25 protein-coding genes are annotated in these 26,210 nt (G+C 59.9%); 10 read left to right on the top strand and 15 right to left on the bottom strand.

The annotated features are described in order from the left end of the window. Positions 1 to 11: 11 nt before the first annotated feature. The 7 genes from cyoD to hmpA form a co-directional block, all read right to left on the bottom strand. Positions 12 to 347 carry a cytochrome o ubiquinol oxidase subunit IV gene (gene cyoD / locus J9870_RS04755; protein WP_003205394.1) on the bottom strand — a complete coding sequence of 112 codons (336 nt, stop codon included), beginning with the start codon at positions 345 to 347 and terminating at the stop codon, positions 12 to 14. Further along, entirely contained in the window at positions 348 to 974 is a 627-nt protein-coding gene (locus J9870_RS04750; RefSeq protein ID WP_003205395.1) for a cytochrome o ubiquinol oxidase subunit III, read from the bottom strand. Positions 975 to 977: 3 nt separating this feature from the next. Beyond that, positions 978 to 3,008: a cytochrome o ubiquinol oxidase subunit I gene (gene cyoB / locus J9870_RS04745; RefSeq protein WP_057451772.1), complete on the bottom strand. Its 2,031-nt coding sequence runs from the start codon at positions 3,006 to 3,008 to the stop codon at positions 978 to 980. Between the two features lie 3 nt (positions 3,009 to 3,011). After that, positions 3,012 to 3,959 (bottom strand): ubiquinol oxidase subunit II, encoded by a 948-nt coding sequence (gene cyoA / locus J9870_RS04740; RefSeq protein WP_210642915.1) that lies wholly within the window; start codon positions 3,957 to 3,959, stop codon positions 3,012 to 3,014. A gap of 786 nt (positions 3,960 to 4,745) precedes the next feature. Further along, the gene (locus J9870_RS04735; protein ID WP_210642914.1) at positions 4,746 to 5,255 is read right to left on the bottom strand and encodes a disulfide bond formation protein B; all 510 of its coding nucleotides are present in this window, start codon (positions 5,253 to 5,255) and stop codon (positions 4,746 to 4,748) included. Positions 5,256 to 5,541: 286 nt separating this feature from the next. After that, complete coding sequence (locus tag J9870_RS04730; protein ID WP_210639263.1) at positions 5,542 to 6,504, bottom strand: transposase; 963 nt, start codon at positions 6,502 to 6,504, stop codon at positions 5,542 to 5,544. A gap of 253 nt (positions 6,505 to 6,757) precedes the next feature. Beyond that, positions 6,758 to 7,939, bottom strand: coding sequence for an NO-inducible flavohemoprotein (gene hmpA / locus J9870_RS04725; protein ID WP_210642913.1), 1,182 nt, complete (start codon positions 7,937 to 7,939; stop codon positions 6,758 to 6,760). Positions 7,940 to 8,090: 151 nt separating this feature from the next. Between hmpA and norR the strand changes: the two genes are divergently transcribed. From norR to J9870_RS04700, 5 genes are all read left to right on the top strand, one after another. After that, entirely contained in the window at positions 8,091 to 9,647 is a 1,557-nt protein-coding gene (norR, locus tag J9870_RS04720) for a nitric oxide reductase transcriptional regulator NorR (RefSeq protein ID WP_210642912.1), read from the top strand. Positions 9,648 to 9,929: 282 nt separating this feature from the next. After that, entirely contained in the window at positions 9,930 to 10,832 is a 903-nt protein-coding gene (locus J9870_RS04715; RefSeq protein WP_210642911.1) for a chemotaxis protein, read from the top strand. Between the two features lie 104 nt (positions 10,833 to 10,936). Next, positions 10,937 to 11,263 carry a hypothetical protein gene (locus J9870_RS04710; RefSeq protein ID WP_210642910.1) on the top strand — a complete coding sequence of 109 codons (327 nt, stop codon included), beginning with the start codon at positions 10,937 to 10,939 and terminating at the stop codon, positions 11,261 to 11,263. Between the two features lie 79 nt (positions 11,264 to 11,342). Then, entirely contained in the window at positions 11,343 to 12,092 is a 750-nt protein-coding gene (locus tag J9870_RS04705; protein ID WP_210642909.1) for a YkgJ family cysteine cluster protein, read from the top strand. 229 nt (positions 12,093 to 12,321) lie between these two features. Further along, positions 12,322 to 13,293, top strand: a complete 972-nt coding sequence (locus tag J9870_RS04700) for a D-glycerate dehydrogenase (protein ID WP_210642908.1) — start codon at positions 12,322 to 12,324, stop codon at positions 13,291 to 13,293. Positions 13,294 to 13,338: 45 nt separating this feature from the next. Here J9870_RS04700 and J9870_RS04695 read toward each other — a convergent pair whose 3' ends face one another. Then, a complete protein-coding gene (locus J9870_RS04695) occupies positions 13,339 to 14,241 on the bottom strand; it encodes a DMT family transporter (protein ID WP_210642907.1) in 903 nt (300 codons plus the stop codon). A 139-nt stretch (positions 14,242 to 14,380) separates the two neighbouring features. On the opposite strand from J9870_RS04695, the gene J9870_RS04690 reads away from it, so the two are divergent. Next, complete coding sequence (locus J9870_RS04690) at positions 14,381 to 15,256, top strand: AraC family transcriptional regulator (RefSeq protein WP_210642906.1); 876 nt, start codon at positions 14,381 to 14,383, stop codon at positions 15,254 to 15,256. Between the two features lie 161 nt (positions 15,257 to 15,417). On the opposite strand, the gene J9870_RS04685 is transcribed toward J9870_RS04690, so the two are convergent. Continuing rightward, positions 15,418 to 15,828 (bottom strand): HPF/RaiA family ribosome-associated protein, encoded by a 411-nt coding sequence (locus J9870_RS04685; RefSeq protein WP_210642905.1) that lies wholly within the window; start codon positions 15,826 to 15,828, stop codon positions 15,418 to 15,420. 505 nt (positions 15,829 to 16,333) lie between these two features. Here J9870_RS04685 and J9870_RS04680 point away from each other — a divergent pair. After that, complete coding sequence (locus tag J9870_RS04680) at positions 16,334 to 16,651, top strand: DUF3509 domain-containing protein (protein WP_210642904.1); 318 nt, start codon at positions 16,334 to 16,336, stop codon at positions 16,649 to 16,651. On the opposite strand, the gene J9870_RS04675 is transcribed toward J9870_RS04680, so the two are convergent. Next, positions 16,648 to 17,148, bottom strand: a complete 501-nt coding sequence (locus tag J9870_RS04675) for a phosphate-starvation-inducible PsiE family protein (RefSeq protein ID WP_003205409.1) — start codon at positions 17,146 to 17,148, stop codon at positions 16,648 to 16,650. The two genes, J9870_RS04680 and J9870_RS04675, sit on opposite strands and share 4 nt — an antisense overlap. Before the next feature lie 257 nt (positions 17,149 to 17,405). Between J9870_RS04675 and J9870_RS04670 the strand changes: the two genes are divergently transcribed. Then, on the top strand, positions 17,406 to 17,666 hold the full coding sequence (locus J9870_RS04670) for a YebG family protein (protein WP_003205410.1): 261 nt from the start codon (positions 17,406 to 17,408) through the stop codon (positions 17,664 to 17,666). A 75-nt stretch (positions 17,667 to 17,741) separates the two neighbouring features. Here the strand turns inward: J9870_RS04670 and J9870_RS04665 are convergent, their stop codons facing one another. Then, positions 17,742 to 19,130 carry a PLP-dependent aminotransferase family protein gene (locus tag J9870_RS04665; RefSeq protein WP_210642903.1) on the bottom strand — a complete coding sequence of 463 codons (1,389 nt, stop codon included), beginning with the start codon at positions 19,128 to 19,130 and terminating at the stop codon, positions 17,742 to 17,744. Positions 19,131 to 19,451: 321 nt separating this feature from the next. On the opposite strand from J9870_RS04665, the gene J9870_RS04660 reads away from it, so the two are divergent. Continuing rightward, positions 19,452 to 20,654, top strand: coding sequence for a benzoate/H(+) symporter BenE family transporter (locus tag J9870_RS04660; RefSeq protein WP_210642902.1), 1,203 nt, complete (start codon positions 19,452 to 19,454; stop codon positions 20,652 to 20,654). Positions 20,655 to 20,726: 72 nt separating this feature from the next. On the opposite strand, the gene J9870_RS04655 is transcribed toward J9870_RS04660, so the two are convergent. Beyond that, positions 20,727 to 21,746 (bottom strand): Glu/Leu/Phe/Val dehydrogenase, encoded by a 1,020-nt coding sequence (locus J9870_RS04655; protein ID WP_210642901.1) that lies wholly within the window; start codon positions 21,744 to 21,746, stop codon positions 20,727 to 20,729. 186 nt (positions 21,747 to 21,932) lie between these two features. Here J9870_RS04655 and J9870_RS04650 point away from each other — a divergent pair, with 186 nt between their 5' ends. After that, complete coding sequence (locus tag J9870_RS04650; RefSeq protein WP_210642900.1) at positions 21,933 to 22,736, top strand: transglutaminase family protein; 804 nt, start codon at positions 21,933 to 21,935, stop codon at positions 22,734 to 22,736. Positions 22,737 to 22,877: 141 nt separating this feature from the next. Here J9870_RS04650 and maiA read toward each other — a convergent pair whose 3' ends face one another. Genes maiA through hmgA form a run of 3 tightly spaced genes read right to left on the bottom strand, consistent with a single transcriptional unit; the run spans position 22,878 to position 26,139 of the window. Beyond that, positions 22,878 to 23,516 (bottom strand): maleylacetoacetate isomerase, encoded by a 639-nt coding sequence (gene maiA / locus J9870_RS04645; protein WP_210642899.1) that lies wholly within the window; start codon positions 23,514 to 23,516, stop codon positions 22,878 to 22,880. Between the two features lie 10 nt (positions 23,517 to 23,526). Beyond that, positions 23,527 to 24,831 carry a fumarylacetoacetase gene (fahA, locus tag J9870_RS04640; RefSeq protein WP_210642898.1) on the bottom strand — a complete coding sequence of 435 codons (1,305 nt, stop codon included), beginning with the start codon at positions 24,829 to 24,831 and terminating at the stop codon, positions 23,527 to 23,529. 3 nt (positions 24,832 to 24,834) lie between these two features. Beyond that, a complete protein-coding gene (gene hmgA, locus J9870_RS04635; protein WP_210642897.1) occupies positions 24,835 to 26,139 on the bottom strand; it encodes a homogentisate 1,2-dioxygenase in 1,305 nt (434 codons plus the stop codon). Positions 26,140 to 26,210: the final 71 nt, after the last annotated feature.

The raw sequence follows: 26,210 nt of genomic DNA, 5'->3' as shown, positions 1-26,210 counted from the left end.
CCGGATTTTCCTCAGTGCGCCATCATGTTGGTGTGGATGCTGAACATGATCCACAACGACAGGCCTACCAACAGGACGATCACGATCGCGGCAAAGACAAACGCGACCACGTTGTTACGCTGGGCGGCCGAGCGGTCCAGGTGCAGGAAGTACACCAGGTGCACCAGTACCTGGACCACGGCGAAGATCAGTACGATCCACAGGGTCAGGCTTTTGGGCAGCGATGGGTACATCACCAGGCCGAACGGAATGACGGTCAGGATCACCGACAGGATGAAACCGATGGCGTAGGACTTGACGCTGCCGTGGCCGGCGTCGTGGCCATCATGGGAATGTGCGTTAGCCATTTACAGGGTCCCCATCAGATAAACAACGGTGAATACGCAGATCCACACCACGTCCAGGAAGTGCCAGAACAGGCTCAGGCAGCTCAGGCGCGTCTTGTTGGTGGCGGTCAGGCCGTTTTTCTGGACCTGGTACATCATGATCGCCATCCAGATCAGGCCGCTGGTCACGTGCAGACCGTGGGTGCCGACCAGGGTGAAGAACCCGGACAGGAAGCCGCTGCGGTTAGGGCCGTAGCCCTCGGAGATCAACATGTGGAACTCGTTGATCTCCATGCCGATGAAGCCGGCACCGAACAGGAAGGTCATGGCCAGCCAGCCCAGTACCTGGGTTTTCTTGCCTTTGAACAACGCCAGCATGGCGAAGCCGTAGGTGATCGAGCTGAACAGCAGCAGCGCGGTTTCACCCAGTACGTACGGCAACTCGAAGATGTCGTGGCCCGATGGGCCACCGGCGACGTTGTTAACCAGCACCGCGTACGCTGCGAAGATCGACGCAAACAGAATGCAGTCGGTCATCAGGTAGAGCCAGAAACCGAATACGGTCATCTCGCCCGAGTCGTGGTGATGGTCATCGTGCCCATGGTCATGACCATGGGCGTGTCCAACAGTGGTCACTAAGTTCGACATGGTTTAAGCCTGTTCCAACGAGGTTTCAACACGGGTGGCGGTGGCTGGGACTTTCCCGGCCGCTACCAGACGTTTGTGCTGCTCGGCTTCGATGCGCTCGATGACATCCACCGGCACCATGTAGCCCTGATCGTCACGGGCGGCATGGATCGCGAAATACACCACGGTGCCGACCAGGCTGGCGATGGCCAGCCACCAGATGTGCCAGATCATCGCAAAACCGAACACGGTCAGCAGCGCGCCCATGACCACACCGGTGGCGGTGTTGTTGGGCATGTGGATCGGCTCGTACTTGGCCGGGACCGGGTACGCGGTGCCGTTTTCCTTGGCTTCGGTGAACGGGTCGATGACGTCCGCTTTTGGCAGCACGGCAAAGTTGTAGAACGGCGGTGGCGAAGAGGTCGACCATTCCAGGGTATGGGCATTCCACGGGTCACCGTGTTCGCACATGTTCTCTGGCTTGTTGCGATCGCGCACGCTGACATACAACTGGATCAGCTGGCAGGCGATACCGACGGCAATCATCACCGCACCGAACATGGCGACGTACAGGTACGGCACCCACTCAGGGTTGGTGGTGGTGTTCAGGCGACGGGTCATGCCCATGAAGCCCAGTACATACAGCGGCATGAACGCGACGAAGAAGCCGGTGATCCAGAACCAGAACGCCGCCTTGCCCCAGCCTTCGTGCAGCTTGAAGCCGAACGCTTTCGGGAAGTAGAAGGCGAAACCAGCGATGTAGCCAAACACGGCGCCACCGATGATCACGTTGTGGAAGTGCGCGATCACGAACAGGCTGTTGTGCAGCACGAAGTCAGCACCCGGGATGGCCAGCAGTACGCCGGTCATGCCGCCGATGGCGAAGGTCACCATGAAGCCCAGGGTCCACATCACGTGGCTGGTGAAACGCAGGCGGCCCTGATAGATGGTGAACAGCCAGTTGAACAGCTTCACCCCCGTCGGGATCGAAATCAGCATCGTCGCCAGGCCGAAGAAGGCGTTGACGCTGGCCCCCGAACCCATGGTGAAGAAGTGGTGCAGCCAGACCATGAAGCCCAGCACCGAGATCGCGCCGCTGGCGTAGATCATCGAGTGGTGGCCGAACAGTTTCTTGCCGGAGAAGGTCGAGATGACTTCGGAGAAAATCCCGAACGCCGGCAGGATCAGGATGTACACCTCGGGGTGACCCCAGGCCCAGAACAGGTTGACGTACATCATCGGATTTCCACCCAGTTCATTGGTGAAAATGTGGAAATCCATGTAACGGTCAAGCGTCAGCAGTGCCAGGGTAGCGGTCAGGATCGGGAAGGAAGCGACGATCAGTACGTTGGCCCAGGTGCAGGTCCAGGTGAAGATCGGCATGTCCATCAGCTTCATGCCCGGGGTACGCATTTTCACCACGGTGGCCAGGAAGTTGACCCCCGTCAGCGTCGTACCCAACCCGGAAAGCTGTAGCGCCCAGATGTAGTAATCCATCCCCACGCCCGGACTGTATTGCAGGCCCGACAGCGGCGGATAGGCAACCCAACCGGTCTTGGCGAATTCGCCAACGCCCAGGGACAGGTTGATCAGTACCACGCCCGATACCAGCAGCCAGAAGCTCAGGGAGTTCAGGAACGGGAAGGCCACGTCACGCGCGCCGATCTGCAGCGGCACTGCAAGGTTCATCAGGCCGGTGAAGAATGGCATCGCCATGAAGATGATCATGATCACACCGTGAGCGGTGAAGATCTGGTCATAGTGTTCAGGCGGCAGGTAGCCAGGCGAACCCTCGGTGGCCATGGCCAGCTGGGTACGCATCATGATGGCGTCGGCAAAACCGCGCAGCAGCATGACCATGGCGACGATGATGTACATCACGCCGATTTTCTTGTGGTCGACCGAAGTCAGCCACTCGGTCCACAGGTAGGTCCACTTCTTGAAGTAGGTGATCCCCGCGAACAACGCCAGGCCACCGAGCGCGATGATGGCGAGGGTCACCATGACAATCGGCTCGTGGAACGGGATCGCTTCCCAACTTAATTTACCAAACATCGTTTACTCCTCTGCCCCGGCAGCTGAATGCGAGCTCATGTCCATCCCTTCCATGTTGTGAGCCACTTCCTTTTCGTTCTTCTCGTGGTGCATCGGCTTGCCCGGATTCATCCCTTCATATTTGTCGATGATGGTCTGGAACAGGTTCGGCGTAACCGACGAGTAGAGTTCGACTGGGTTGTTCTGGCTCGGTTTGGAAAGGGCTTCGTATTCAGCTTTTTCAAGCTGTTTAGGTGCCTTCTTCACATCGTTGACCCAGGCATCGAAATCTTCCTGGGTCGTGGCGATTGCTTTGAACTTCATGCCGGTGAAACCCGCGCCGCTGTAGTTGGCGGAGATACCGTCGAGTTCGGCGTTCTGGTTGGCGATCAGGTGCAGCTTGGTCTGCATGCCCGCCATCGCGTAGATCTGGCCGCCCAGGCCCGGGATGAAGAACGAGTTCATCACGGTGTCGGAGGTGACCTTGAAGTTGATCGGCGTGTGGGCCGGGAACACGATTTTGTTAACGGTGGCGATGCCTTGTTCCGGATAGATGAACAGCCACTTCCAGTCCATGGAGACCACTTCGATGGTGATCGGCTTGACGTCGGACTCCAGCGGACGATACGGGTCCAGGGCGTGGGTCGACTTGTAGGTGACGTAACCCAGGGCAATGATGATCAGCACCGGAATCGTCCACACCGCCACTTCGATCTTGGTCGAATGCGACCACTTCGGCGTGTACGTGGCATTGGTGTTGGATGCGCGGTATTTCCAGGCAAACAGGAAGGTCATGACGATAACCGGCACAACGACCAGCAACATCAGCAGTGTGGCGGTGATGATCAGGTTTCGTTCATCCAGGCCGACCTGGCCCTTGGGATCGAGCAAGGTCATGTTGCAGCCTCCCAGCAGCAACGTGCCGAGCAGCGGCAACAAGCCTAGTAATCGGGGGTACCTGTTTTTACTCATCTCACGACCTCTAAAGCAGCTTGCGCAATGCAGTTGGGTTTTGATCGCCAACACTTCACCCTGCCAAGGGTTGGCATTTTCTTGGATTGAATAAGGGCTGCCCATCGAACGTCAGTCAGACACCGTTCGACACATCCTGGGCCAGCAGTGAGTTCTTATTCGTTGGTCAAAGGCCTAGTTCAAGCCCAATTCCATTTGGTGCGGGTAGTTGGAGGCACCGACACCTGGGGTCGCATGGGGCGCTGGCGCCCTTCGACCACCTCGTGCTCAAGCCTGAGCCGGGTCGGAAAATCGGTGCGGGCGATTGTAGTGAGCTGAGGCGCTGTAGACCATGTCTCATCCCGAAATAATTTTTATCCGATCCGGCAACAATCTCAGGCCGTTCTCGCAACAGGACGGCATCTTATCGAAATTCATTCTCAACAAGAACCCCAAAAAACATAGGCCTACTACGCCCGATTTAGACAGCTCGAAGGGGGTACCCTGAGGTTATTTTCCTGGAAAGGGCCCATTTTTCGGGGGTTGGGCCGCCTGACGCTGCGCTGTTAAAAATGCCTGCTTCGCGCAGGGCAAGTTTGAACAATCGGAGCAGTTCGGGCGTTTTTTTGTTACAGGATGAGGCGCTTATCAACGCTTGGCCGGCAGTTGAGAGGCAAAATGTGTGACAACATGTCGCACATTGTCGCAGGCTATTCTTGCCCCGGATCAAGGCCGATCCCACCCAACGCTGAAACGCAAAACGCCCCGGCGCTCAAGAAGAGAAACCGGGGCGCTTGCTTGCGTGTTTCAGCGAAGGTGTTTGCGGTTACGAGACACCAGCAACGGCACCAGCACCACGATCAGCACGAAGGCTACCAGCGCCCATTGCGCCAGGGACAGCCCGAGGATTGGCGGGTATGGGGTGGAGCAAAAGCCATCGACCTGGAAGCCCAGCGGGAAGATCTTCGCCAGAGGCAGGTCATCGACAATCGGTTGCAACACATCGATGCCGCAACTGACCGCCGGGAAGAACTGGGTGTACACGTGATGCCCTGCCACAGCGACGCCAGCCAAGGCGCAAAGCACCACGAGGCCTTCGAAAATCGTCAGGCTGCGACGGGTGCGCATGGCTGCGCCGATGAAGGCGAAAATCGCGATCAGCAACAGCGCATAGCGCTGCAAGATGCACAGCGGGCAAGGCGCCTCGCCGAGGGCGACCTGCATGTACAACGCACCGCCGATCAGCGCCAGGCAGATCAGCCCCAGCAACACCAGATAGCGCCGCTCACGGCCCAAGCGCAGCATTTCCTCACTCATTGCGTTTCCCTTTGTAGGCATGGATTGACGCGCAGCCTTGCGATACTCGGCGCGCTATCGGATGGCCGAAGTCTACACGCTGACCATGACAGTGAACGAGCCACTGTCGGCAACATTGGCTGGGAATAAACAGCAAGAGGGTTAAGTGCGGATTAATTTGCACGCCAAGGGGAGTCGGTTAGAGAGGTATCGAGCCTGCCGGCGTCATCGCAAGCAAGCTCGCTCCCACAGGGGCCTTGTGCTGAACGCCAATCTTCCAAGCGCCCCGGAGCTAATGTGGGAGATTCTATGTTGCAGGGGAACCCTGCAACCGTGAATTTGGTTGGTATTCGCTCTGATTTTTCATCAGGGCGAATGCTACCCGACACAACTTGCGGGCAAGGATAACCAAGGCCTGAGTTCTGGCCAGGCCTCGTGCCAAGAAGGCCTCATAGTAAGGTTTCCAGGCAGGAGACCGACAGGCCGCCATCGCGGCGTTGTGCGCCAGGCGTCGTAGCTCCCCGTCCCCTTTTTTGCTCAAGTGACGAGGACTGTGCTTCTTCCCTGAGTCTTTTGGACGCAAATCCATCCCCAAGAAAGCAATGAATGCATCGCCACTGACAAAGTGACCGCGCATGAATGCGGTCGCCAAGCCAATGGCCGTCAGTTCACCAATCCCTTCAATGGCTTTGCAGCGGTTGATGTTTTCAGTGATCCCTACCGCTTGGCTGGCCTCACGCATTAGCTTCTGAATGGCCTGATCGGACTCTTTGAAGACCTCCAACTGCCGGGCCAAGATGTCCTTTAGGCACGGTTCGTTCGAAAAACTCAGCACGATACTGACACGGGCCTTGATGAGTGCCGCACGTTTTCTAAGCAGGTTTTTTAACACTTTGTAGGCTTCTGGAGGTGGGCTCCAGATACGCAGCCTTGCTTGCTCGTTCGTTAGATAACGAGCCAGCAAACGCGCATCACAAGGATCAGTTTTAGCCCGCAGCCCAATACTTTCACGGTAATGGGCCACCCGATAAGGATCCACAACGTAAACATGAAACCCCATTCCATGGGCCAGCTCAGCTGTGTCCAGGTGATAAAAACTGGTGGCTTCCAGCGCAATCGAGCTTTGGGCTGGTAGCGTTTTGAGCCACCGGCCAAGAGCTTCGCGATTGTTGGCGATGGCTTGAGTGATTTTCAGGTCTTCGCGGTAAACGACGATTTCGGCCTTCGCTACATCGATACCAATAACCGTTGGTGAGTTAAGGATTGTCATGACGAATCCTCGGAGCTAGGGTTTAGGTGCTTGTCGGGGTCTACCTTTGCGCTGGCTTGCCTCTATCGTCGGTTTTACCGATGAATTCCTTATCGGCGCTTTAGGTAGAAAGGGCGGAACGAGAAGTCTCCCACGGTCCGTACTGGCTAGAGTCGGAATCGAGCTTTTAGTCCCGCCCACCCCTTCAAGTCTAAACATACAAGCGAGCTTGCTCGCGATGAAGGCAGCCCGGCTTCCGGGCGCGTCGCTGCTTTTATTCCAGCGCCGCCGCCGGGCCGAAGAACTCGTAGCGACTCTGCTGGTCCGGCACGCCCAAGGCCTTGAGGTGGCGTTTGACGGCGCCCATGAAACCCTTTGGCCCAAGGAAGTAGGCATCCAGGTCACGCTGTTCCGGCAGCCATTGTGCCAGTTGCTCTTGGCTCAGCAGTCCCACCTTGTCGGCCGCCGGACTCAAGCCGTCGTCTTCGTCGTAGCAGTAGAAACGCTTGAGCTGTGGGTGCCGCTCGGCCAGCTGATCGATCCAGTCGCGGAAAGCATGGACACGGCCATTGCGCGCGCAGTGGATGAAATGCACCGGCCGCTCGGTTTGTAGCGCCGCCTGCAACATGGCCAGGGTCGGAGTGATGCCGACACCGCCACTGATCAACACCAGCGGCTTGTCGCTGTCCGTCAGGTAGAAATCCCCGGACGGCGGGAACAGCTGGATGCTGCTGCCAACCTGGAAGTGATGATGCAGGTGGTTGGACACCCGTCCACCGGCCTCACGCTTGACGCTGATACGGTATTGACCGTTGTCCGCCAGGGCCGACAGCGAATAGTTGCGCCGCACTTCCTCGCCATCGAGCATCAACTTCATGCCAATGTATTGGCCCGGTTCGGCCACCAGAATCGGCCCTTTGTCCGCTGGTTCGAAGTAGAACGAGGTGATCTCCGAGCTTTCCTGCACCTTATCCACCAGGATGAACTCGCGCTCGCCCCGCCAGCCACCCGGCGCCTGAGCCTTCTTGTCGTACATGCCGGTTTCGGCACCGATCAGAATATCGGCCAACTGATTGTAGGCAGCGCCCCAGGCTGCAATCACTTCAGGCGTGGCGATTTCTTCGCCCAGCACTTCGGCAATCGCCCGCAACAGGCACGAGCCGACAATCGGGTAATGTTCTGGCAGGATCTGCAAGGCAACGTGCTTGTTGACGATTTTCGCCACCAGGTCGCCCAGTTGGTCGAGCTGGTCAATGTGCCGGGCATACATCAACACACCGTTGGCCAGCGCACGGGGCTGGTCGCCACTGGCCTGGTGAGCCTGGTTGAACAGCGGGCGCACCTGCGGGTATTCGGACAGCATCATGCGATAGAAGTGAGTAATCAGCGCTTCACCACCGCTTTCCAGCAATGGAACGGTGGAGCGAATGATGGCGCGTTCTTCTCGACTGAGCATAGAGTGACTCCTGACGTATTACAGCTAACAGTACGTAGCCCTTATCAGATTCCATGCCATAAATTTTCATGTTTAATATCAATAAGTTAAAAACATCGTAGTCATAAAGACACGACGGGGCTTATAGTCTTTACGACTACATGGAGTCATTATGACTGCAACTTCCCTGCTGACCTCGCTGCTGCCGCTGGTGGCCGATCTCTCCCGAGAACTGCCTGAAGGCGAGCGTTATCGGCGCCTGCTCGGTGCCTTGCGCGCCCTGCTACCCTGTGACGCGGCGGCGTTGTTGCGCCTGGACGGCGATTGCCTGGTGCCGCTGGCAGTGGACGGCCTGAGCACCGATACCCTTGGGCGACGATTCCGGGTGAGCGAACACCCGCGCTTCGAAGCCCTGCTGGCCACCCCGCACCCCACCCGATTCGCGGCCGACAGCCACTTGCCCGATCCCTACGACGGGCTGGTTGAAGGTCTCGATGAGCATCTGGAGGTTCACGACTGCATGGGCTGCCCCTTGTTCGTCGATGAACGCCCTTGGGGCCTGCTCACGCTCGACTCGCTGGATCCGGGACGCTTCGAACCCATCGACCTGAGCGCCCTGCAAGCCTTCGCCAGCCTCGCCGCCGCGACCGTCAGCGCCGCCGAACGCATCGAACGCCTGGCCTTGAAAGCCGAGGACGAACACCAACGAGCCGAGATCTATCGCCAGGCCAGCGGCCAGCAACAGCGCGACATGGTCGGCCAGAGCAAGCCCCACAAGCGCTTGGTGGAAGAAATCAAACTCGTGGGTGGCAGTGACTTGACGGTGTTGATCACCGGCGAAACCGGTGTTGGCAAGGAGCTGGTCGCCCAAGCCATCCATGCGGCCTCCCTGCGCGCCGAACAGCCACTGATCAGCCTCAACTGCGCCGCACTGCCCGATACCCTGGTGGAAAGCGAACTCTTCGGCCACGTACGCGGCGCGTTCACTGGAGCCACGAGCGACCGACGCGGCAAGTTCGAACTGGCCGATGGCGGCACGTTGTTCCTCGATGAAGTGGGCGAACTGTCGCTGACCGTCCAGGCCAAGCTGTTGCGCGTATTGCAAAGCGGACAGTTGCAACGCCTGGGCTCGGACAGGGAACACCGGGTCGATGTACGGCTGATCGCGGCCACCAACCGCGACCTCGCCGAGGAAGTGCGCAACGGACGTTATCGGGCCGACTTCTACCATCGTTTAAGCGTGTACCCGTTGCAAGTGCCAGCGCTGCGTGAGCGCGGGCGGGACGTGCTGCTGCTCAGCGGCTTCTTCCTGGAACAGAACCGTTCGCGCATGGGCCTGGGCAGCCTGCGCCTGAGCAGCGACGCCCAGGCCGCGCTACTGGCCTACGACTGGCCGGGCAACGTGCGCGAACTGGAGCACTTGATTGGCCGCAGCGCCTTGAAAGCCTTGGGCAGGTGCGCGGTGCGCCCGAAGATACTCAGCCTCAGCGCCCAGGATCTGGACTTGCCTCAAGCCGCGCAGGAAAACCCAGCGTCTTCGCCCACCGGCCCTGCGCCTGTCACGCAAGGGCTCACGGGAGACTTGCGCGACGCGGTGGACGACTTCCAGCGCAGGCTGATCGGCGCCAGCCTGGAGCGTCACCAGCACAACTGGGCCAGCGCCGCCCGGGAATTGGGGCTGGATCGGGCGAATCTGGGGCGAATGGCCCGGCGGTTGGGGCTCAAGTAACAGCGCAGCGCTCTCCTGTGGCGAGGGAGCTTGCTCCCGCTCGGCCGCACAGCGGTCGTAAAATTCGATGCCCCGCCGCAAATCAAGAGGAGTGCTTCGCACTCCTGCGGGAGCAAGCTCCCTCGCCACAAAAGCCACCTCTTCATGAGGACCTTGTTACAACGATCCCGGCCGTCGACAGTTTTCGTCCTAAAGCCTGCCCCCGACAAGTCGATAACCCAATATCACAAGCTGTTTTGGCGATCCCAGCGCTCGCCCCACCTTTTTCCACAGAAGGTTTTTATGTCCTCCAACAAAGCCCGCGCAGATTCACTTTCGCTTCTGCTATTTACCTTGCGCAGCGGCAAGCTGATGGCGATCAACCTGCTCAAGGTCAGCGAAATCATCCCCTGTCCGCCACTGACCAAGCTGCCGGAGTCGCATCCGCACGTCAAAGGTATCGCGACCCTGCGCGGCACTTCGCTGTCGGTGATTGACCTGAGCCGCGCCATTGGCGAGCGACCACTGGAAGATCCCGACGGCGGTTGCCTGATTGTCACTGATGTCAGCCGCTCCAAGCAGGGTTTGCATGTGCAGGCAGTGAGCAAGATCGTGCATTGCCTGACCACCGACATCAAACCTCCCCCTTATGGTTCCGGCGGTGTGCGCTCGTTCATCACGGGTGTGACCTCGGTGGATGGCACGCTGGTGCAGGTGCTGGACATCGAGAAAGTCATCCATGGTATCGCCCCGGCACAGATCGAAACCGCGCCCACCGAGTTGAGCATGGAAGACGCCGAGGTGCTGGGTAATGCCCGGATCCTGGTGGTCGATGATAGCCAGGTGGCGCTGCAACAATCGGTGTACACCCTGCGCAACCTGGGCCTGCAATGCCACACGGCCCGCAGCGCCAAGGAAGCCATCGAGTGCCTGCTCGACCTGCAAGGCACCGACCAACAGATCAACCTGATCGTCTCAGACATCGAAATGTCGGAAATGGACGGCTACGCCCTCACCCGGACCCTGCGCGAGACCCCGGACTTCGCTCACCTCTACGTATTGCTGCACACCTCGCTGGACAGCGCGATGAACAGCGAAAAGGCCCGCTTGGCCGGTGCCAACGGGGTGCTGACCAAGTTCTCCTCGCCGGAACTGACCAAGTGCCTGATCACGGCAGCCAAGGCCGTCGCCGAGCAGGGGCATTGATCCGTGCCTGACGATCGATCCCACGCGCCGGCATGGGGTCGATCGTCACCCGGCAAACCTCAGGCATACTCCTGTCCTGGCTTCCCAGAACAAGGACACTCCTGATGAAACCCCACGCACTGATCCTCCTTGGCCTCACCGTCCTGGCCTTCCAAGCCCATGCCTCCAGCCCCGACGCCTGGGCCGCCCATGACAAAGCCACGCTCGCCAGTTGCATCAAGGCCAGCGGCTTGAAAAGCGCCGAACCGGTGGGCACCGCTGCGCAGTTCGATGACCGGGTGGGCTACACCGCGCTGTTGCTGCAGGGCCAATACCCGCAGAAACATATGAAAGGCGCGACCGGTACCGAGTTGTGTCTCTACCGCAAGAAAACCAAAACCGCCTACGTGACCGAGTGGGACTCGATCCGTCCGGCCAATGAAGCCCAATGAGTGGCGCATAACTTGCTTCGCAGGCTGATCACGGCGTTTTTCTGTCGCCGTTTTTTAGCCTTCCGCAACCGGTCGCTCAATGAACACAACGTTTTCCTGCGTAGGGTGCGGCAAATGCTGCACCGATCACCACGTTCCCCTGACCCTCGATGAGGCCCGCATGTGGGCGGACGATGGCGGCCAGGTGATTGTCCTGGTGGAAGCCTTCCTGCCCAATGGCCTCGGCCTGCCGGCGGCGCAACGCGAACACGCAGAACGCCGTTCAGCAGTGGTCCGCAGCGGCACTAGCGAAGCCCTCGTGGCGATCACTTTCGCCGCCTACAACGCCGGCCGTTGCCGAAATCTTGACGATGAAAACCTGTGCCGCATCTACGAGCGCCGGCCATTGGTGTGCCGCATTTATCCGATGGAAATCAACCCGCACATCCCCCTCAATATCGCCGTGAAAGAATGCCCGCCGGAATCCTGGGAGACCGGGCCGCAACTGATCCTCGGCGGTGAACTGGTCGATCGGGAACTGGCGCGGCTGATCGAACGCTCACGCCAGGCCGATCGTGAAGAAATCCAGGTCAAGGAGCGCATCTGCGCTGCGCTGGGCATTCACACCACTGCGCTGAAGGGCGACGGGTTTACCGCCTATCTGCCAGACATGACAGCCTTCGCCGCGGCCCTCGATCAGGTCCGCTCGCAACCGCTGGCGCAACAAGCCAGTGAATGGCAGTTCCATCTCTCCGGTGACGACATAGCCAGCCAGGTATTGGCCAGCGGCGCGCGCGTGGTCACTGAAGTACCGGTCAACTACGCCTTTATTTCACTGCGGGCGGCGTAGACATCCAAAGGTTGAAGTAGAGCCCCTGTGGGAGCGAGCTTGCTCGCGATAGCGGTCTGTCAGCTGCCGCTATGTGACCCATGCAACGCCATCGCGAGCAAGCTCGCTCCCACAGAGGAATTGCTGTAGCCACAAAATCGAAAACCATCACAGATCACGCCCCCTCTCGCCTTACCCTCGCCAGGAATGTTAGCGTGCTTGGTATTCCTTGCCCGATGAGCCTTCCGCGATGAAAAAAACCGTACTTGCCTTTAGCCGTATCACGCCCAAGATGGTCGAGCGCCTGCAACAGGATTTCGACGTGATCGTGCCGAACCCGTCGAACGGCGACATCAACGCGCAATTCAACGAAGCCTTGCCCCACGTCCACGGGCTGATCGGGGTCGGCCGCAAGCTTGGCCGTGAGCAACTACAAGGCGCCGTGAACCTGCAGGTGGTGTCCAGTGTGTCGGTGGGCTACGACAACTACGACCTGGCCTACTTCAATGAGCGCGGGATCATGCTCACCAATACCCCCGACGTGCTCACCGAAAGCACCGCCGACCTGGCCTTCGCCTTGCTGATGAGCAGCGCCCGGCGCGTTGCTGAACTGGACGCCTGGACCAAGGCCGGGCAATGGCAGGCGACGGTGGGCCCGCAACTGTTTGGCAGCGATGTACACGGCAAGACCCTGGGCATCGTTGGCATGGGCAATATCGGCGCGGCCATTGCCCGGCGTGGTCGGCTAGGGTTCAACATGCCGATTATCTACAGCGGTAACAGCCGCAAGACCGAATTGGAAAACCAGTTGGGCGCCCAATTTCGCGAGCTGGATCAGTTGCTGGCTGAAGCGGACTTTGTCTGCCTTGTGGTGCCATTGAGTGAGAAGACCCGTCACCTGATCAGCCAGCGAGAACTGGCCTTGATGAAACCCAGCGCTATTTTGGTCAACATTTCCCGGGGCCCGGTGGTGGATGAACCGGCGCTGATCGATGCCTTGCAGAACAACCGTATCCGCGGCGCCGGGCTGGATGTCTACGAGAAAGAGCCGTTGGCCGAATCACCGCTGTTCCAGCTGAAAAACGCCGTGACCCTGCCCCACATCGGCTCGGCGACCCACGAAACTCGCGAAGCCATGGCCAACCTTGCTGTGGATAACTTACGCAGCGCTTTGCTGGGCGAGCGACCGCAGAACCTGGTCAACCCGCAGGTCTGGAAATAACCCACCTGGCAGGCCCTGTCGGGTGGGTCTGCCATTGCTTTCGAGTCAGCGAGCGCCCAAGACCACATTGGCTGTCGCTGGTCGCGGCTTGCGAAACACCAGCACGTTACCCAGCATGACCAGGACCAATCCCACCAACGCCGGCGCGGTCCACTGATAGCCTTCGACAAACGCCGAGACGTTCAGCGCCACCACCGGAAACAGTACCGTGCAATACGCCGCCCGCTCCGGGCCCATGCGCCCCACCAGCGTCAGGTAAGCGGTAAAGCCGATCACCGAACCCGGAATCACCAGGTACAACAACGAGCCGAGGTAACGTGCGTTCCACTCCATGTCGAACGGGATGCCTTTGAACGCGCACCACACCGCCAACATCGTCGCGCCATAAGCCATGCCCCAGGCATTGGTGGTCAACGGCTTGAGGCCGGCCTTCTGTTGCAGGCTCGAGAGCACGTTGCCCGCCGAGAAACACAAGGTACCCAGCAGCGCCAAGGCCAACCCGAGCAGTGTCTGCGGACTCGCGCTATGGCCGGCCAGCTCCGGCCAGAACAGCAGCCCCAGCCCGAGCAGCCCCAGGGCACCGCCCAGCAGCACGTTACGCGCAATGCGCTGGCCAAAAAATACCCGGGCATTGAAGGCGTTCCAAAGCGTGGCGGTGGAAAACACCACGGCGACCAACCCGCTGGGAATCCATTGGCTGGCGGTGAGGAAACACATGAAGTTGATGCAAAACAGGCACAGGCCCTGGGCCACACAAATCAAATGGCCGCGCCGGTTCATCACCTGCAGGCGGCGGCTGAGCAAGAGCATCGCAAACAGAATCAGGGCCGCGAGGCCGAAGCGATAGACAATCGATACGGGGATGGCAACGACGCCCAATTGCAGTTTCAGCGCGATCCAGGTCGTGCCCCAGATGAGTACGGTAAGCAGGTACAACGAGAGGTTCATGGCGATGACTCCTGACAATGGCGTCCAGTGTCACGCCGCCACCCCACCGGCGCTTGCGTAAACTTGCGGTTTTGTCGGCTTGCAGGCTGGCATAGGCTGATCGACGGAGTAGGATGCGAAGCGTTGGAGAGAACCGATCATGTCCTCACTGCAGACCCTGCAAGTCTTCCAAGCCCTCAACAGCTCGCCCAATGCTCGTCTGGAGCACAGCGCCGAGCTCGGGGACGGCATGGCGGCCGCTTTGTGGAGCAATCATCACGATGCCCAGGACTACGAGGCGCCGACCCACCATACGCTGTCGTGCTACATCGCCGGCGGCACCGGCACGTTTCGCCGCGAACGGCCGGACACCACCGGGGCTCCGGACAAACTCTGCGTCCTGCCCGCCGGGCATGAATCGGCCTGGGTCATCAACGGCGACATTCGCCTCGCTCACCTGTACTTCAGCCCCGAACGATTCGCCCTCGGCTGCGTCACGTTGCTGGACCGCGAACCACGGCAGGCACAACTGCGCGAGGCGACGTTCCTCGACGACCCGCAACAGGCGCAGCGCTTTCGCCAGTTGATCGCGCTGAACTGGGACGAACCCGGCGAACGCCTGCTGACCACCAGCCTGGCCCATGAGCTGCTCAACCATCTGCTGCTCAGCCAGGTTGGCCTACGCCAAGGTCTGCGCCTCAAGGGCGGCCTGGCCGCGCACCAGCGACGGCTGCTGGTGGACTACATCGACAGCCACCTGGCCGACGCCATCAGCCTCGGGCAATTGGCGGCGTTGTGCGCGCTGTCCGAATATCACTTCGCACGGATGTTCCGCGAAAGCTTCGGACTTCCGCCCCACCAGTATGTATTGGCAAGGCGCCTGGTCTACGCGCGGCACTTGTTGCGCAGCACGTCACAACCGCTGGGCAATGTGGCGTTGGCGTGTGGATTTGCCAGCGCCAGTCATTTTACCAATCGTTTCCGCCAAGCCCTGGGCGCGACGCCCGGGGAGTATCGGCAGGCGTTTTTGCGCTAGGACAGTACTGCCCCGGCGATCGCCATCGCGAGCAGGCTCGCCCCCACATTGATCGCCTGCTTCCAGGCACCGCTCACTTGCTCACCACACCGGATCGACAAAAACAAAACGGGCCTGCAATTGCAGGCCCGTTTTCAGTCAGGAATTTAATGAATGAGGTTTCAGCCGTGAAGCGAAGCCCGTTCGTTCTCCAGGAATTCTTCTTCCAGCATCGCATCGGCCAAGGCTACAGAATCGCTCGGTGCCGCAACGACAGCACGTTTGCCACGCAACTTGCCGAACAAGTGCTCCAGGGCGTTTTCAAGTTTGGTGGCCGCCCCTTCGATCGCCAGTTCCAGCGTATCGGCCTTGTGCGTCACGGAAATCGGCTGATGGCCCTTTGGCCGAGCCTCGAGCTGGCAACGCAGGTCATGGGGACCAGGCTTGTCGCCGTTCTCATCGCGTAAATGAACCTCGACCCGTGTCAGGTCCTCTTCATAACGTTCGAGCGTGCTTTCGATGGTAGTACGTACCCACTCCTCCAGTCGGATGCTGCTTTGAATATGGTTATCGCTGTTGACTTGGATTTGCATAGTTCATCCCTTATTTCAGCTAGCTCGCCGGGGGCCATCGACGTTGATGCAACGGCCCCTTGAGTACAGAGTCGGGCTGGCGGAAGAACAATTCAACCCCTGCAAAAAGATAAATATTGATTTGCAAATAAAGCCGGACAACGAGCAAAAGCGCTGTTAAGGTCGGGAGTTGCCTCGCCTTGCTTATCCCCGCAAATCCCCTTCTCGCCCTGCACCGTCTACGAACATCCGTGCGTTCTTGCCCCGAAACGGGCAGCCGCGACAAGCGCATTCCAGAGCGTGCGCCGCTCAAACGCCGCGATCATTGTCCGACAGTTTTTCCGGCATGCCCCTTGCTAACACTCTGTAGGTGCTCGCGCAGGCTGCGGTCCTTGATCTGTCTGCCTGCCCGGCCCTGCAACCTTGAGATGGACACGATCATGGAATGGCCGATGGTCCGGTGTTGCGAACTAATCCCGATCATGGCCGGTCAACAACTGCACGTTCAATCAAGCGGTGACGCATCATGGACAACCCTTTTCAGATCATTACCGACGCTTTCGCGCCGCACTATCAAATCAACCTGAGCATCCAGGGCCTGGATGGCAGCATTATGCTGACCCTGTCCAAGACCGGACGCGTCGTCGCCAAGCGCATGATCAGTGCCCAGCAGCGCAACGATCCGGAACGGCTCAAACGCCTGGTGCAGAGCATTCAGTTCGGCATCGCCATCGAACAGGGTCACAGCGCCGTGGCAATCCTCGAAGCCATGACCGGCGGTGACAACATCAAGCTGCCACCACCGCACTTACAGGGCTCGGCGTCCTCCGCTGCCGGCCTCTAGATTTCGCCCTTCTCCACCTCGGCATGCTCACTGGAGCCCGCGCCAACCTTACGGTGCGGGTGCTCGATCTTGACCGAGGGGAATTGCGACGAGGCGTAGCGCACCACCAGGATCGAAAACGCCAGCAGCAAGATGCCACCGCACAGGTAGATGATCCCCAGGTCCGGCGGGCTGTGGTGCGAGACGTTGGAAATCAGCAGGCGCGTCAGCGCCGTGATCGCCACGTAGATCAGAAACCGCACCGGCATATGGTTGGTCTTGAAGTAGATCCCGACCATAGCCCCTAATTCCAGGTAGATGAACAGCAAGAGGATGTCATCGATCTTGATGTGCCCCGCCTCGATCATCTGCAGGAATTCCATCACCGCCGCCCACGCGGTCACCGCGCCAATGGCGAACAACGCCAGGTAGTGGAACGTCTCGACGAACAGGTTGCCCAGGGATTCGGCAAGCTGATGCACGTTCTGACGCAGGGTCTCGGCCCAGTTGATTTTCACGATGTAGTTTCCTTAGGTCGACTTGACCAAATGATGCGGGTTGGACGTGACGGTTGTTCTGCATGCAGAAAAAAGGCCAGCGGCTAAAGTGAGATGGCAATGAGCTGGTATCCGACACTTTGCTCCCGCGACAAACCTCAAAACCGGTCTACATTAAAAAGCCACTATCCAAAGGCAGAGGATTCGCTTATTCTTTTGCCTGTATATAAATACAGTAGTCGCAAAGACAACCAACGTGAAGGCATGTGAGGTGGTGAATGGCCGTCGAAGTGGTATACCGCAGCAGCCGAGATCTGGAGCGCTTGTTCATGGATAAAGCCGAAGCTGACCGTCATGACAAAATGCTGGAACTCGCCGAATTACTGGCCGAGGTGTTGCAAAAAGCCGTTCCATCGCTGAGTGAGCAACAGGTGGAGGAAGCCGGGATCTACATGGCGAAGAATCGCGATGTGTTTGCCAAGGCATTCAAGAGCCAGCCGGACGCCTTGTCCGAATTGCTCAATCCGTCGGACGAATAACCAAAAGATCGCAGCCTCCGGCAGCTCCCACAGGGAATTACACCGTGTGGGAACTGCCGGAGGCTGCGATCTTTTTTAGTAATATCGGCGCGGGTCGGAATCGATCAGGCTGGCCAGTTTGGTCAGGGCAAAACGCAGTTCGTCCTGGCTGGTGGGCGACATCAATACCAACCGCACACAACGGGTGCTACCGGAGCGTTCAGCCTGGAACTGAGTGCCGCTGAGCACCAACACACCGTTGGCCCGGGCGAGCATGGCGAACTCATCGCTGGTCCAGGGCTCGGGCAGCGTCAACCAGAGGTGATACGAATAGGGCTGGGCCTTGAGCTCGACATTGGCAAAGATTTCCCGAGCAATCGCTTGTCGCCCAGCGGCCTCGTTGCGCTGGATACGGACCAGTTTCTTGTCCAGGCCTTCGGTGATCACATTGCTGGCCAGTTGCGCGGTCAATGGCGACGGCATCCAGACGCTACTACGCACCATCGAGGTCAAGCGTGACAGCAATTTCGGCGGACTATAGAGATAGCCGATGCGAAGCGCCGGCATGATCGACTTCGACAAGCTGGTCAGGTACACCGAACGCTCCGGCGCAAATGCCGCGAGCGGCTTGATCGAAGGATCGGTGGCAAGAAAGCCGTAAATGTCATCGTCCAGGATGATGAAATCGAACTCTTCGGCCAGTGCCGCTATTTGGGCCCGACGCTTTTGCGACATGATCGCCGCCGTCGGGTTCTGGCAGGTCGCTACACAGACCAGCATCGCCGGCTTCTCTCGCAGGCACAGCTCACGCAGAGCTTCGGGAATGATGCCCTCATCATCCATTGGCACGCCACGCAAGCGCCGCTCAAGACCATGGGCCAGGGAAATGATGCCGGGGTAGCAAAGCTCCTCGCAAAGCACCAAGTCACCGGCGCTGGTCAGGGCGCTCATTGCGACCATCAAACCATGCTGGGCCCCGGCAGTGATCACCACTTGCTGCCATTGCGCATCTGGCAACCAATGACGCAACCACTGCGCGCCCGCTTCGCGATGCGCCGGATGACCGCCGTCTGGCGCGTAATCCAGGGCCCGAGCGAAATCAGTGCTCTTGGCCATGCCCACCAGCGAGTCGCGCAACCAGTGCTCCAAGGTTTCGCTGGACGGCTTGATGATGGAAAGGTCGAGCAATTCGGCCTGCCCCAGATTCAGCGGCACGACGCTGGCGCTTGCCGGTTGTTCCCGCGGCTTCTGGCCGAGGACATAAGTGCCGCGCCCCACCTCCCCTTGCACCAGCCGACGCCGATGGGCCTCGCTATAGGCCCGGCTGATGGTGCCTGGGGTGACATTCAGAGTGGTGGCCAGCTCCCGCAGAGTGGGCAGGCGATCACCTTCGTTCAACACACCGTCGCTGATATCGCGCGCCAACGCATCGGCAATCGACAAATACATCGGCTGGTTGAACTCGCTTAGCTGGGGAACCCACATGAATGCTCGCTGCCATCGTAGAAATGATGAATATCCGCAGCATATCACAGGGGGCAAGACGCTAAATAAATCGATCAGGCTTAAAAATTGAATCGATTGAGTCGATCTGCAATCACATGCATCGGGCACAATAAAAACAACTAAAAAATAATATTTATATAAATCATATAGTTAATAAAAAATAAACGGCCACCCAGACAAAACAACCTTTTCTCAGATTGAATCAACTCAATCCTTTCAAATACACTGATAGAGAATCGAATCAATCGACTCAATTCATCCCTGATCACCGCGCGACCTGCCGCGCCAAGTCGAGACATCATGGACACACTCAGAAAGGATCTATCCCTGTCAGCCGTGATTGCGGGCCTTATCGCCGTGATCATTTCCTATGCCGGCCCGCTGATCATCGTGTTTCAGGCGGCCAAGCAAGCGCAACTGCCCAACGACGTGGTGTCTTCGTGGATCTGGGCCATTTCCATCGGCAGCGGGGTCACCGGCTTGCTCTTGAGCTGGCGCCTGCGGGTTCCGGTGATCACCGCATGGTCGACACCTGGCGCGGCGTTGCTGGTGTCGATGCTGCCCAGCGTCACCTTGCCCCAGGCCATCGGCGCCTATGTGGTGGCGTCGGTGATCATTGCCGTGGTCGGTTTGTCCGGAGCATTCGACAAGCTAATGAATCGCCTGCCCAAAGGCATCGCCGCCGCCATGCTCGCCGGCATTCTGTTTCGCTTTGGCGCCGAGCTGTTCACTTCGATCAAGCTGCAACCGGCGTTGGTGTTGGCGATGATCGCGGCGTACCTGATCTTCAAACGCTTTTCGCCACGCTACGCGATTCTGTCGGTATTGATTGTCGGCTGCGCGGTGGCCGCCGCGTTCGGTGAGCTCAACAGCAATTCGATCACCATTGCTGTAGCCCACCCGGTTTTCATCGCCCCTCAATGGAGCTGGCACGCGATCATCAACATTGGCCTGCCGTTGGCACTGGTGACCCTGACCGGCCAGTACGTACCGGGCATGGCGGTATTGCGCACCGCGGGCTATACCACGCCGGCGCGCTCAATCATTTCGGTCACTGCAATTGGCTCCGTCTTGATGGCACCCTTCGGCTCCCATGGCTTGAACCTGGCAGCTATTACCGCAGCGATCTGCACCGGGCGCGAAGCCCACGAAAACCGTGACAAACGCTACATCGCCGGGATTGCCTGCGGGGTGTTCTACATTCTGCTGGGCATCTTTGGTGCGACCCTGGCCTCGGTGTTTTCCGCACTGCCGAAGGAACTGATCGCATCCCTCGCCGGCCTGGCCTTGGTCGGCGCGATCAGTGCCGGCCTGACCGGCGCCATGGCCGATGAGAAACAACGGGAAGCTGCGCTGTTCACATTCCTGGTAACCGCGTCGGGCATGAGTTTCCTCGGCCTGGCTGCCGCGTTCTGGGGGCTGATCTTCGGCCTCGCGGCGCATTTCGTGCTGAGCTACACCCGGGAAGGCAAAGCCGCCATCGCTGAGGGTAGCCGACCATGACCGCTCGCCTTTGCCCGCGCCTACAGCCGTATGCAATTACCCTGTAGCGACTGGCGAAGGCGGCGACATGTCTTATCGATACAACAAACGCTCCGCCAACTCATCGGCCACTCGGGCCGGTGAGCGCTTCTCCGCCTGGGCATGGGCGAAGACTTCGGTGAGTCGAGCACCGATCTTGGACAGGTGCGCCGTGATGGTCGGCAGCTCTTCGCCGCGATGCTTGAGGGCCACGTAGATCAGGCCGCCGGAGTTGATCACATAGTCCGGTGCATACAGTATCCCGCGCCGCTCCAGTTGATCGGCCACTTGCAGGTTGCTCAACTGGTTATGGGCCGAGCCGGCAACGGCCGAGCAGCGCAGTTGCGCCACGCTTTGACTATTGAGCACACCGCCCAGGCCGCAGGGGGCCAGGATGTCGCACGGAGTGCTGAGCAAGGCATCGTTGGCGATTGGGTGCGCGCCCAGTTGCTCCATTGCCAGTTGCACCTTGCCAGGGTCAATGTCGCTGACCAGCAGTTCGGCGCCCGCCGCGTGTAACTGTTCGGCCAGGGCATACCCGACATTGCCCAAGCCCTGGATCGCCACCCGCAGGCTTTCCAGGTTATCGCTGCCCAAACGGGCCATGGCCGTGGCTCGAATGCCGGCAAATACGCCCATCGCCGCGTGGGGTGCCGGGTCCCCCGAGGCCGTGGTGCTGGTGACATGCCGGGTTTGCTGGGCGATGCAATCCATGTCGGCCACCGAAGTGCCGCTGTCGATGGCGGTGATGTAGCGACCATCCAATTGCTCGATGCAGCGCCCAAAGGCTTCGAACAGCGCGGCCCGGCTTTCGACATGGGCCGGACGCATGATCACCGCCACCCCGCCACCCACCGGCAGGCCAGCCAGGGCGGCCTTGTAGCTCATGCCCTGGGCCAGGCGCACGGCGTCGACCACGGCACTTTCGTCGTCGGGGTAGGCAAGGTAACGACAACCTCCCAGGGCGGGCCCCGGACGGCTGCAATGAATGGCAATCACCGCCTTCAACCCGGTCGCCGGGTCTACGCTTAGGTGCAGCGATTCAAGGCGGGAGCTTTGCATGAGAGCAAACATCGTAAGGCTCCCGAATCACTTTTGTTTGTTTCGCCAGTATAGGCGTGCAGTCGAAATTTGCTGGAGCACGCCGGAATAAGTCGCCGGGGCTGTCAGTCTATTTCGGCATAACCTGTAACAGCGTCTGTCCGAGACTGGACGAAAATCCAAGGCAGAGCTAAAACGAGGCATAGCCCGGAGAGTTTGATGAAACCGCGCCAAGCCTTTTTTGACTGTTTACACCGTTCGCCACCGGCGCTGTTCGAAGCGGCATTGTGGATCGCTGCCGAACATGATCGCGACGTGGACGTACCGGCCTTGCTGAAGGATTTCAAGGAGCTGCAGCAGCGGGTCAGCCATGACCTGCCGATGCTGCCGGTCAGCGAGCTGGGCCAGCCCTTGTTACGACGGCTCAATGACCTGGGGTTCGCCCAGGACGATTTCACGCCACTGCGCCCTCGTGCGGCGTTGCTGAACCAAGTGCTCACCCGCAAGCGCGGACAGCCCCTGGCGCTGGGCCTGATAGCCCTGGAGTTGGCCCGAGGCCTGGAAATTCCGATGGTCGGTGTCAATTTCCCCGGCCACTTCCTGCTGAAAGTACCCGGGGCCGACCATCTACTCGACCCGTGCGGTGGCCGGCGGCTGTACCCCAATGACTGTCGGGAATTGCTGCAACGCCAATATGGCGCGAACATGCCGCTCAAGGCCGAGCACCTGGTCACCGCCGAACCGATGCAGATGCTCCAGCGCCTGTCGCGCAACCTTCGGCAACTGCATCTGGCGAACGATGATTACATCGCGGCGCTGATCGACGCCGAGCGGGTGCTGGAACTGGGCAACGCCAGCGCCGCCGATTACCTGGCCCGAGCCAGCCTGTACCAGCGGCTCGATTGCCCGAATGCCGAACGCTTTGATCTTGAACACGCCCTGATGCTCAGCGACGACCCGATCCAGCGGATCCGGCTGACGGAGCGGCTGGGGCATCTGCCGCCGAATTCGATTGTGCATTGACCTGTCGTGAGATCCGCACATCTTTGTCAGCTGTTGAATCGTCATCGCGAGCAAGCTCGCTCCCACATTGACCCAAGTGTACGCAGATCAAATGTGGGAGCGAGCTTGCTCGCGATGGCGGTGGATCGGCCAACCTCAGTATCAAGCAGGTGTATCCGGCTGATTGGCCGGATGCGCCTGCTGGAATGCCCCATGCGCAGCCGCCAACGCCGCAACGCGACGGATCCGCGGATACGCCTGCAAAGACACATTGAACCGCTCGGCGGCGTACAACTGTGGAATCAGGTAAACATCCGCCACCCCTGGCGCGGCGCCGAAGCAATAACCTTGGTCGCCAATCAACTGCTCTACCGCCGCCAACCCCTGGCTGATCCATTGCCCGATCCACTCCGTCACCTGGGTTTCATCGTGCCCCCACAGCCGTAGCTTGTTGAGCACACTGACGTTGTGCAGCGGATGAATATCGCAACCGATCAACGCCGCGACGCCTCGCTCATGAGCCCGAACAGCCAGGTCTGTGCTGAGCAGCGGCACTTGGGGATAACGCTCTTCCAAGTATTCGATGATGGCGGGCGACTGCACCAGCAACGCCCCTTCGTCAGTACGCAGCGCCGGTACCCGTCCCTGAGGATTGATCGCCAGGTAGGCCGGCTGGCGATGCTCGCCCCCAGGCACAGCGATCAGGTTGACCGGCAGGGCCTGGTAATCCAGGCCCTTGAGCGCCAGGGCGATGCGCACCCGATAGGACGAGGTGGAACGGTAGTAGGTATAGAGTTCCATGCCCTGCCCCTCAACGCGCCGGCAGGATCTTGCCGCGGCATTCGCCAAAGCCGATGGAGGCCGCTCCGTCACCCCGGCAACGGGCTCGCAGGATGACTTCGTCACCGTCCTCGAGGAATTTACGCACTTCGCCAGAAGCCAGCTCGATCGGTTTTTTACCCCCCTCGGTGATTTCCAGCAGGCTGCCGAACTGACCGCTTTCAGGTCCCGACAAGGTGCCCGAACCAAACAGATCACCGGCCTGCAACTGGCAGCCGTTGACGCTGTGGTGAGCGACCATCTGGGCCACGGTCCAGTACATGTAGCGGGTATTGCTCAGAGTCAGGCGATGGGCCGGCAGGTTCTGCTCGCGCATGGTTTCGGTCAGCAGCAAAACCTCCAACTCGATATCGAATGCCCCAGTAGCCTGGTCACGCTTGTCCAGCAGATACGGCAGTGGCTGCGGATCGCCCTCCGGACGCGCCGGTTGCGGGCGACGGAACGGCTCAAGGGCTTCGGCCGTCACGACCCATGGCGAAATACTGGTCAGGAAACTCTTCGACAGAAACGGCCCCAGCGGCTGGTATTCCCAGGCCTGGATGTCCCGGGCCGACCAGTCGTTGAGCAGACAGAAACCACCAATGTGCTCGGCGGCATCGCCGATAGCGATGGGTTCGCCCAAGGCGTTGCCCTTGCCGATCCAGATGCCCAGCTCCAGCTCATAGTCCAGTCGCGCACACGGGCCGAAGGTCGGCTCGGTCTGGCCGGCCGGCAGGGTCTGGCCCTTGGGGCGGCGCACATCGGTGCCGGACGGGCGAATGGTCGAGGCGCGACCGTGGTAACCGATGGGGACGTATTTGTAATTGGGCAGCAGCGGGTTGTCGGGACGGAACAGTTTGCCGACATTTTGCGCGTGCTCGATACCGACGTAGAAGTCGGTGTAGTCATTGATCTTGGCCGGCAAGTGCATCTGGCAGTCGGCTGCGCGGACCAGCAGCTTCGCGCCCTGGGCTTCGACCTTGCCCCGCAGCGAGCTGTCTTCGCGCAGCAGTTCCAGCAAGCGTTCACGCAAGGCCACCCGGGCGCTGCGGCCCAGGTCGAAGAACGCATTCAACTGGCCGTCCTTCATCGCCTCGACGGCTTCGCGCGCCGCGCCGTCAAACAGGCCCGCCTGCAAAGCGGCCTGCAAATCGAAAATCTGCTCGCCAATGGCCACGCCGCTACGGGGCGCGCCGCCGTCGGTGCTGAAGATGCCCAGCGGCAGGTTCTGCAGGGGGAAGTCGGCATGGCCGTTGGCGGAGGCGACCCAGCTACGGGCAGGGGAACGTTGAGTCATGGGTTATCTCCGGGTCGGGTCGAACGTGACAGGCAGCGACGCCCAACAAGCATCGTAGTCGGTTTGCAGTTGCGGGCAGTCCAGGGCGAAACGGCTCGGGCGCAGGACCTGGCTGGTTTCGAACATGAAGGCCATGGTGTTGTCGATTTTCGCAGGTGCCAATTCGGCATTGATCGCCTTGGTGCAGGTCTCACCGTCCGGGCCATGAGCACTCATGCAACTGTGCAAGGAAGCGCCGCCCGGCAAGAAACCTTCGGCCTTGGCATCGTAGGCGCCCTGGATCAGGCCCATGAATTCATTCATCAGGTTGCGATGGAACCACGGCGGACGAAAGGTGTTTTCCGCCACCATCCAGCGTGGCGGGAAGATCACGAAATCGAGGTTGGCCAGGCCGGGGACGCTGGTGGGCGAGGTCAATACGGTGAAAATCGACGGGTCCGGGTGGTCGAAGCTGACCGTACCGATGGTATTGAAGCGGCGCAGGTCGTATTTGTACGGCACATTGGTGCCGTGCCAGGCCACCACATCGAGGGGTGAATGATCCAGTTCACAGGCCCACAACTCACCGAGGAACTTCTGCACCAGCGTGGTCGGCTGGGCGAGGTTTTCGTAGTGAGCGACCGGGCTCAGAAAATCCCGCGGGTTGGCCAGGCCATTGCTGCCGATTGGCCCCAGGTCCGGCAGGCGCAGCGGTGCGCCATGGTTCTCGGCCAGGTAACCACGGGCCTGCGCATCGAGCAGTTCGACGCGAAACTTCAGGCCCCGGGGCAGCACTGCAATTTCCAGCGGCGCCAGTTCCAGCACGCCCAGTTCGGTGGCGATCCGCAGCCGGCCCAGCTGCGGCACGATCAGCCATTCTCCGTCAGCGTTGAAGAACACCCGCTTCATGGAACGGTTGGCACAGTAGTGATAAAGGCTGATGCCAGCCGGTTTGTCGGCGCCAGCATTGGCTGCCATACGTACCAACCCATCGACGAAATCAGTGGGTTCGGCGGGAAGTTCCAGAGGGTTCCAGCGCAGGCGATTGGGCGTGACCTCACCCAACGGGCCGCCCGCTATCTGTTGGTCAAGCTTGACGAAGGCCGGGTGATTGGCCGAAGGCCGAATACGATACATCCAGGTACGCCGCGCTTCGCTGCGGGTCATGGTGAACGCGGTGCCGGAGAACAATTCGGCGTAGAGACCGTATGGGGCTTTTTGCGGGGAGTTCTGGCCGACAGGCAGTGCGCCGGGTAGCGCTTCGCTGGCAAATTCGTTGCCGAAGCCTGATTGGTAAGCCAGGTCCGACGCTGGGGAATCGAGATGCATGGGGCCTCCTGAATACAGGACTGAGTGCGGCCCGTAGCTCCATGAAGAAGCTTGAGGCGCACCGGGTTATT

Source organism: Pseudomonas sp. Tri1 (genome assembly GCF_017968885.1).
Lineage (GTDB): Bacteria > Pseudomonadota > Gammaproteobacteria > Pseudomonadales > Pseudomonadaceae > Aquipseudomonas.
Note: the sequence above shows the minus strand (reverse complement) of the source record. Positions and strands in the feature narration are given on the sequence as shown.